Source organism: Roseovarius sp. CAU 1744 (genome assembly GCF_039839345.1).
In the GTDB taxonomy this organism is placed as follows: domain Bacteria; phylum Pseudomonadota; class Alphaproteobacteria; order Rhodobacterales; family Rhodobacteraceae; genus Roseovarius.
In genome coordinates this window covers 233709-240940 of sequence record NZ_JBDOQV010000009.1, presented here as the reverse complement: position 1 = coordinate 240940, position 7232 = coordinate 233709, and the positions used below count along the sequence as shown (strand labels likewise).

Annotated in this window: 10 protein-coding genes; 3 read left to right on the top strand and 7 right to left on the bottom strand. The window is 59.7% G+C overall.

Annotated elements, in window-relative coordinates:
* The 7 genes from AAFO92_RS18750 to pobA all read right to left on the bottom strand — a co-directional run.
* On the bottom strand, positions 1 to 123 hold a 123-nt coding region (locus tag AAFO92_RS18750; protein ID WP_347535689.1), incomplete at its 3' end, for a CoA-transferase.
* Positions 120 to 956, bottom strand: coding sequence for a 3-keto-5-aminohexanoate cleavage protein (locus AAFO92_RS18745; RefSeq protein ID WP_347537750.1), 837 nt, complete (start codon positions 954 to 956; stop codon positions 120 to 122). The genes AAFO92_RS18750 and AAFO92_RS18745, both read right to left, overlap by 4 nt.
* A 9-nt stretch (positions 957 to 965) precedes the next feature.
* A complete protein-coding gene (gene pcaG, locus AAFO92_RS18740; RefSeq protein ID WP_347537748.1) occupies positions 966 to 1586 on the bottom strand; it encodes a protocatechuate 3,4-dioxygenase subunit alpha in 621 nt (206 codons plus the stop codon).
* Positions 1586 to 2311, bottom strand: a complete 726-nt coding sequence (pcaH, locus tag AAFO92_RS18735; protein ID WP_347537746.1) for a protocatechuate 3,4-dioxygenase subunit beta — start codon at positions 2309 to 2311, stop codon at positions 1586 to 1588. The genes pcaG and pcaH overlap by 1 nt, the downstream gene beginning before the upstream one ends.
* Positions 2308 to 2691, bottom strand: coding sequence for a 4-carboxymuconolactone decarboxylase (gene pcaC / locus AAFO92_RS18730; RefSeq protein ID WP_347537744.1), 384 nt, complete (start codon positions 2689 to 2691; stop codon positions 2308 to 2310). Before pcaC ends, pcaH begins: the two co-directional genes overlap by 4 nt.
* Entirely contained in the window at positions 2684 to 3472 is a 789-nt protein-coding gene (pcaD, locus tag AAFO92_RS18725; RefSeq protein WP_347537743.1) for a 3-oxoadipate enol-lactonase, read from the bottom strand. Before pcaD ends, pcaC begins: the two co-directional genes overlap by 8 nt.
* Positions 3472 to 4641 (bottom strand): 4-hydroxybenzoate 3-monooxygenase, encoded by a 1170-nt coding sequence (pobA, locus tag AAFO92_RS18720; RefSeq protein WP_347537741.1) that lies wholly within the window; start codon positions 4639 to 4641, stop codon positions 3472 to 3474. The genes pcaD and pobA overlap by 1 nt, the downstream gene beginning before the upstream one ends.
* A gap of 84 nt (positions 4642 to 4725) precedes the next feature.
* Here pobA and pcaQ point away from each other — a divergent pair, with 84 nt between their 5' ends.
* From pcaQ to AAFO92_RS18705, 3 genes are all read left to right on the top strand, one after another.
* Positions 4726 to 5694: a pca operon transcription factor PcaQ gene (gene pcaQ, locus AAFO92_RS18715; protein ID WP_347537739.1), complete on the top strand. Its 969-nt coding sequence runs from the start codon at positions 4726 to 4728 to the stop codon at positions 5692 to 5694.
* 111 nt (positions 5695 to 5805) lie between these two features.
* The gene (locus tag AAFO92_RS18710) at positions 5806 to 6066 is read left to right on the top strand and encodes a hypothetical protein (RefSeq protein WP_347537737.1); all 261 of its coding nucleotides are present in this window, start codon (positions 5806 to 5808) and stop codon (positions 6064 to 6066) included.
* A gap of 18 nt (positions 6067 to 6084) precedes the next feature.
* Positions 6085 to 7200 carry a 3-carboxy-cis,cis-muconate cycloisomerase gene (locus AAFO92_RS18705; protein WP_347537735.1) on the top strand — a complete coding sequence of 372 codons (1116 nt, stop codon included), beginning with the start codon at positions 6085 to 6087 and terminating at the stop codon, positions 7198 to 7200.
* Positions 7201 to 7232 lie beyond the last annotated feature (32 nt).

Below are 7232 nucleotides of genomic sequence, written 5' to 3'. Positions count from 1 at the left end.
GACAATCGCGTCAATCAGCAACTCGGGAATGCCGCACAGACCAAACCCGCCCGCGGAAATCAGCATGCCATCACGCAGCAAACCGTCCAGCGCCGCAGACGCGCTACCGTATACTTTCTTCATGCCGCAACCTCTCTCAGTTGAAGAATTTCACGTGCCTGCCGCCAGGTGGCAACCGGGCGTCCGTATTTTTCGCAGATCTCGACCGCCCGCTTCACCAGCGCGGCGTTCGACGGGGCGAGCCGTTCACGGTCAAGCCGCACATTGTCTTCGAGACCCGTGCGCGTGTGCCCGCCCCTGGCGATCGACCATTCATTGATCGTCAATTGCGCGGGGCCGATGCCCGCGGCACACCATTGGGCATCCGGGGCCAGGCGCTTGAGCGTTTCGATGTAGAAATCGAAGATCGGCTCGTCTGCCGGCATGGCGTTCTTCACGCCCATGACGAACTGCACGTAAAGCGGCCCCTTCAGACGCCCGTCGGCAGCCATGCGGGTGGCCTGCACGATATGGCCCAGATCAAACGCCTCGATCTCGGGCTTCACGTCATGGGCGACCATTTCCGAGGCCAGCCAGTCCACCAGATCGGGGCTGTTTTCGTAGACCCGTGTCGGGAAATTATTCGACCCGACAGACAGCGAGGCCATGTCCGGCCTGAGTGGCAGCATCCCGCCCCTCTCGCGGCCCGCGCCCGATCGGCCACCGGTCGAAAGCTGGACGATCATGCCGGGGCAGTGCTTTTCCAGCCCTTCCTTGAGCCGCGCGAAACGCTCGGGATCCGAGGTTGGCTTGCCCGCGTCATCGCGCACATGGCAATGCGCGATGCTGGCGCCTGCTTCGAACGCCTCGTGGGTGCTTTCGATCTGCTCGGCGATGGAAATCGGAACAGCCGGGTTGTTGTCTTTGGTCGGCAGCGACCCCGTGATCGCCACGCAGATTATGCAGGGGTTGGACATTTTGGTGCCTCAGATTTCGAAGAAGACGGTTTCGTTTTCACCCTGAACGCGGATGTCGAAGCGGTAGATCACCTGCCCTTCGCGCTCGGTGCGTTTCGCGATCAGTGTTTTGCGGCGGTTTTCCCATTCAATGAGGTTGATAACCGGGTCTTTCGCGTTTGCCTCGACCTCGTCATCGAAATACAGGCGCGTGTTCAAGCCGATATTGATGCCCCGGGCGACGATCCATAAATTGATATGCGGCGCCATCACCCGGCCGGAACGGCCCATCGCCGCGCCCGGTTTGACGGTATCGAATGCCCATTCGCCGGTGTCAAAGTCGGTGATGACCCTGCCCCAGCCGCGAAACCCCGCCTCGACCTCGCCACCGCCTTCGGGATGCGCATAATTGCCGTCAGCATTGGCTTGCCAGGCCTCCAGCAAGACGTCCTTGATCGGCGAGCCGGTGCCGTCGAAAACCTGACCTTCGATCCGGATACGTTCCCCCTTGGCGTTGGGGCCGGCGATATCCCACCCGAGTTCCTGGTCATAGATGTCAAAGCCGGCGGCGCCGGGCGCCAGACCGATATGCACGTAGGGCCCTGCGGTCTGCGAGGACGATTCCTTGAGATAGTTCAGTGTCTGTCCCATCAGTTCCCCTCCAGACGGTTTTCAAACAGCGTCGACCGGCGGCCGCGCAATACGATGTCGAACCTGTAGGCGATCGTGTCGAGCGGGATTGTCGCGTTCATGTCGAGCTTTGCCGTCAGCTGGTCAATTGCATCCGGATCGGGAATCGTCTGTACGATGGGGCAAAGCGGGATAAGCGGATCGCCTTCAAAATAAAGCTGCGTGATAAGCCGCTGGCTGAATGACGCGCCAAACACCGAAAAATGGATATGGGCGGGACGCCAATTGTTGACCATGTTGCGCCAAGGATATGCGCCGGGTTTGATCGTGCGGAAGAAATAATAGCCTTCGTCATCCGTCAAGGTGCGGCCGCAACCCCCGAAGTTCGGATCGATCGGCGCAAGATAGGTGTCTTTCTTGTGGCGATACCGACCGCCCGCGTTGGCCTGCCAGATCTCGACCAGGGTATTCGGCACCGGCCGCGCGTTTTCGTCCAGAACGCGGCCATGCACGATGATGCGTTCCCCGACCGGATCGCCGTGTTTGGCGTAGTTCTTGATCAGATCATGGTCAAGCGCGGCCACGTCGTCATGCCCAAAGACCGGCCCGGTGATTTCGCTGACCGACTGCTGAAGGCTTATCAGCGAATAGCGGGGCGAACGCGCCACAGATGTCTTGTAGTTCGGCGTGTAGGCGGGCGGGTGCCGGCCCCGATCGCGCTGGTAATATTCTGCGGGTTTGGTCATCCTCTTTCCTCCTCAAACTCGGCAAATGTGGCTTTGGCCAGCTTGATGGCGTGGTTCGCCTTCGGGACACCGGCATAGACAGCGACATGCATGAAAGCCTGCAAGACATCCTCGGGCGAGGCCCCGGTATTGCGGGTTGCCCTGATATGCATCGGAATCTCTTCGAAATTGCCGGTGGCGGCCAGCAGGGCGAGCGTCAGCATCGAACGTTCGCGGCGTGATATCGTCTCATCCGCCCAGACCGTACCCCAGGCGTCTTCGGTGATGAACTTTTGGAACGGCCCGTCGAAATCGGTTTTCGCGGCTTCGGCCTTGTCGACATGCGCGTCGCCCAGCACCTCGCGGCGTACGGTCATTCCGGTGTTGAAGCGATCAGACATGGGTATGTTCCTTCAGAAAGGGCGCGAGAATTCTTGCGTATGCGGCTGGCGTCTCGACACACGGCAAGTGGCCGGCCGCCGGGATGGTGTGGCACGTGGAGCCCAGAATGAGCGCGCAGGTCTCCTCGACGATTTCAGGTGGGCTGGCGCCGTCTTCTGTTCCGGCGATGCCAAGCACCGGCAGCCGCAATCGCCGCGTGGTGTCCGACAAGTCAGTGCCGGCAATTGCCGCGCAGCAGCCAAGATACCCCCGGACCGGCGTCCGGGTCAGCATCGCACGCCAAAGCAGGACATCGGGTGTTTCGCGAAACGCCGCCCCGAACCAGCGATCAAGGATCAATTCGGCCTGCGAGTCGATACCATGTTCGCGGATGGCGTCGATCCGGGCATTCCACATCTCGGGCGTGCCCATCTTGCAAGCCGAATTCGACAGCACAAGGGCACGCATCAGGTCGGGCCGCTTGGCAGATAGCGCCAGCCCGATCATGCCACCGATCGAGAGGCCCACGAAAATCACCGGCCCCAGGCCCAGGCCTTCGATCAGCCCTTCTGCATCTGCAACCAGTTCATCCATTTCGTAGGGACCATCGGGACATTCAGACAACCCGTGACCGCGCTTGTCGTACCGGATCAGGCGAAACCCGTCCGGCAGGCGCGGTAGCAAGGCGTCCCACAGCCGCAGATCGGTGCCAAGCGAATTGGCAAAAACCACCGGCTGTCCATTGGGGTCTCCATCCTCGCGCCAATGATGTGCCACGCCGTTTGTCTTCATGATACGCATCAATATGGCAATCCCACGTAATTTTCGGCCATCGCCTTCTGCGCGGACTCGCTCGACCGCAGGAACTCGAGATCGGCAACCTGCATCTTCAGGTCGAATTCAGACTGGTCCGGATAGCGGTGCATCAGCGACGAGAACCACCAGGAAAACCGCTCGGCTTTCCAGATGCGCTTGAGCGCCTTGATGGAATAGGTGTCAATGCCTTCCTCGCTGCCGGTTTCGTAGAATTCTTTCAGACCATTATAGAGGTAATGAATATCCGATGCGGCCGTGTTCAGGCCCTTTGCGCCCGTTGGCGGAACAATATGCGCGGCGTCTCCACACAGAAACAGTCTTCCCCATCGCATCGGTTCCGTCACGAAGGACCGCAGCGGTGCGATCGATTTCTCGATTGAAGGTCCGGTGACAAGCGTTTCCGCGTGTTCCTGCGGAATCCGGCGCTTCAGCTCTTTCCAGAATGCGTCATCCGTCCAATCGCTCGGGCTGTCGCTGAGCGAGCACTGGATGTAATAGCGGCTGAGGTTATCGTTGCGCATCGAGCAAAGCGCAAATCCACGGCTCGAATTTGCGTAGATCAGTTCATGGTTGACTGGCGGCGTTTCGCTGAGGATGCCAAGCCAGCCAAACGGGTAAACCTTCTCGTATTCCCTGCGGACATCAAGCGGAATGGTCTGCCGGCTCACGCCGTGGAAACCATCGCAGCCCGCAACAAAATCACAATCCAGCCGGCGGGCTTCTCCCCCCACCAAATAGCTGACATGCGGCGTGTCACTGTCAGCACCGTGGATCACGACATCCTCGACGTTGAACTCGATCTTGCCACCGGCCTTTTCTCGTGCCTCGTAGAGGTCGCGCGTCACCTCGGTCTGACCGTATACCATCACCGGCTTGCCGGTGAGGTGTTTGAAATCGACCCGGAATATCTCGTCACCGTAAGAGATAAGGGTTCCATCATGGGTGAACCCTTCTGCATACATCCGGTCGGCGCAGCCTGCTTCCTCCATCAACTGGACAAAGCCCTGTTCCAGCACACCGGCCCGGATGCGCCCAAGAACATACTCCTTGGTCTTGCGCTCAAGCACGACGCTATCGATGCCGCGGGTATGCAGGAGTTGAGACAGCAGAAGTCCGGATGGCCCACCCCCGATGATTGCGACTTGTGTCTTCATGACGTGCCTCCAGCTCTGTTGCTTCCTTTTTAATTAGCATTAAAGTATATGTAAAATGACAAAAGAGGCGTTATAGTTGCCGTTATGGAAAGTAAACATGCGCGCCAAATCAAAATGCGGCACCTCTACGCATTTGTCGAAACAGTCCGCTGCGGCAGCCTGAAATCCGCGGCGGAGCGGATTTTTTTGACCCAACCGGCGATATCCAAGACCCTGAAAGATCTTGAAACGATCCTGGGTGTCCAGTTGCTGACCAGGGATCGCGGCGGCGTCGACCTTACCCGGGAAGGCGCGGTATTCCGGCAGTTTGCGGAGCAGAGCCTGGCGGCGCTGAACCACGGGCTGACCAGCCTTGACGCACTGAGTGCGGGCGCGGCGGCGCCGCTGCGCATCGGCGCATTGCCAAGCGTCGCGGCCGACCTGCTGCCCGACGCGGTCCTGAGGTTTTCGGAACTCTCACCCGCGACACCGGTCATGGTCGAAGACGGCCGCATCGAAGAACTGGTGGATCGCCTGCGCGCGGGCGCCGTCGATCTTGTCATCGGGCGCATGGGCAGGCCGGACACCATGACAGGCCTTGCGTTCACGCAGCTCTATTCCGAGCAGGTCGTGTTCGCCGTCGCGGCAGATCACCCGCTGACCGGATGCGACGACCTCGAAGCCCTGGCCAACTGGTGCATCCTGTATCCGCCCAAGGAGGCGGCCATCCGTCCGTTGGTCGACAGGTTCCTGATCATGAACGGGATCGGAGACTGGCCGAATCGCCTCGAAACCGTTTCCGGTGCGTTCGGTCGATCCATGACCCTCGGCCCGGCGCAGGCGGTCTGGATCATCAGCCAGGGCGTAGTGGCACGTGACATCGCGGCCGACCGTATGGTTTTGCTGCCAATTGAAACAAGCGCAATGGCGGGGCCGATCGGTATCATGGCGCGATCCGAAGAAGATCCCACCCCGCCGGTCCGCCTGTTTCGCCAGGCGCTCCTGGAAGCGCAAGGAACGGTCAATAGCGCAACGCCTAATCCGCCAGATCACTCCGAAGCGGCAAAGCAATGACGAAGCCGGACCCGTACGATGAAAACCGCAATGCCGCTCTGAGCACTCACTGCAAGCCATCACTGGCAGCCGGAAAAATCGCCAACCCGATCACTCAAAGATGCTCGACAGGTGGCTATCCTGCGCCTGATCGCAGCACGAGGGGAATTAGTTGCCGATTTTGATAATTATACCGGGCAAAAAGTAATTTTACATATCCGTTTTGGTAAGGCAACCTTTGGGAATGGGGCACTGGGAGGATTCTATGCAAATGCAAATGACCAAATCGGGCGGAGCAATGTCATGCTTCCACCGGCCACCGCCTTTCGGATTGCTCGGAAAAGAGCTTGTGAACCGAGACAACAGGAACAGCACCCATTTTTTTGGCGATAGGCCGAAGAAGAGTGAAACTTGCGGATCAAAGATGATGCCACTGCGCGCTCCTGCACCTCGGATGGTGCGCCGGTGATCAGCGTGTTCGATCATCCCTGGCTCGGCGGACTGTTTGCCGACGAAGACGCGTGTGAAATCTGGTCACCGGACCGTCAGCTTTCGCATATGCTCGCATTTGAAGCCGCCTATTCACGCGCTCTTGGAGCGGCAGACGTCAGCGATGCCAAGACGGCCACATCGGCGGCTGAGGTGATCGAAACCTTCAAGCCCGACATGCAAGAACTGCGGGACGGAACGGCCAAGGATGGCTTGCCGATCCCGGCATTGGTCGCGCAATTGAAACGTGCCGCTGGTCCGCTTGCCTCAGCGATACACACCGGCACGACATCGCAGGATGTCCTCGACACCGCCCTTGCACTGACGCTGCGCGAGAACACGGAACTGTTGCTTACGCGATTGCAGGCGTTGATCGGTCAATTGGACCGGCTGAACAAGAAGTTCGGGACAAACCCCTTGATGGGCCGGACAAGAATGCAGGCCGCGATGCCGATCACGGTTTCTGACAGGATCGCCGCCTGGCGCGCACCGGTCGAATCCCACCGCAGCCGGTTGCAAGAACTGCGCCCGCGCGTCGAAAAGCTGCAGCTTGGCGGTGCGGCGGGCGACCGAAAGCAAATGGAGCCCAATGCAGCAAGGATCGCCCGTGCCATCGCCCAGACGTTGGATCTGGCCGAACCCGACTTCACATGGCACACGGCACGAGACGGCATCGCCGAATATGCCGGTCTGCTGTCATTGATTTCGGGCACTCTTGGCAAGATGGGCCAGGATATCTGCCTGATGGCCCAACAGGGCCTTGATGACATTCAGGTTAGCGGCGGTGGCGGGTCTTCTGCGATGCCCCACAAGCAGAACCCGATTCTTGCCGAACTTCTTGTGACGCTCGCCCGTTTTAATGCCACGCAACTGTCCGGCATGCACCACGCGCTTGTTCACGAACAGGAACGCTCGGGCAGCGCCTGGGCGCTAGAATGGATGATCCTGCCGCAAATGGCAGTCGCGGCTTCCAGATCACTGGCTGCGGGCAAGTCTCTCTGTGAACACGTAACGGCGATGGGTGGAGCCACGAAATGATCTCGTATCGCCGTCCAGACGACGGTGCCCAG

Bases quoted from the DNA above. Each gene is read 5' to 3' on its own strand.
- pcaC (WP_347537744.1), bottom strand. From the start codon at position 2,691: ATGTCTGATCGCTTCAACACCGGAATGACCGTACGCCGCGAGGTGCTG.
- pcaG (WP_347537748.1), bottom strand. From the start codon at position 1,586: ATGGGACAGACACTGAACTATCTCAAGGAATCGTCCTCGCAGACCGCA.
- pcaQ (WP_347537739.1), top strand. From the start codon at position 4,726: ATGGAAAGTAAACATGCGCGCCAAATCAAAATGCGGCACCTCTACGCA.
- AAFO92_RS18745 (WP_347537750.1), bottom strand. From the start codon at position 956: ATGTCCAACCCCTGCATAATCTGCGTGGCGATCACGGGGTCGCTGCCG.
- pcaH (WP_347537746.1), bottom strand. From the start codon at position 2,311: ATGACCAAACCCGCAGAATATTACCAGCGCGATCGGGGCCGGCACCCG.
- pobA (WP_347537741.1), bottom strand. From the start codon at position 4,641: ATGAAGACACAAGTCGCAATCATCGGGGGTGGGCCATCCGGACTTCTG.
- pcaD (WP_347537743.1), bottom strand. From the start codon at position 3,472: ATGCGTATCATGAAGACAAACGGCGTGGCACATCATTGGCGCGAGGAT.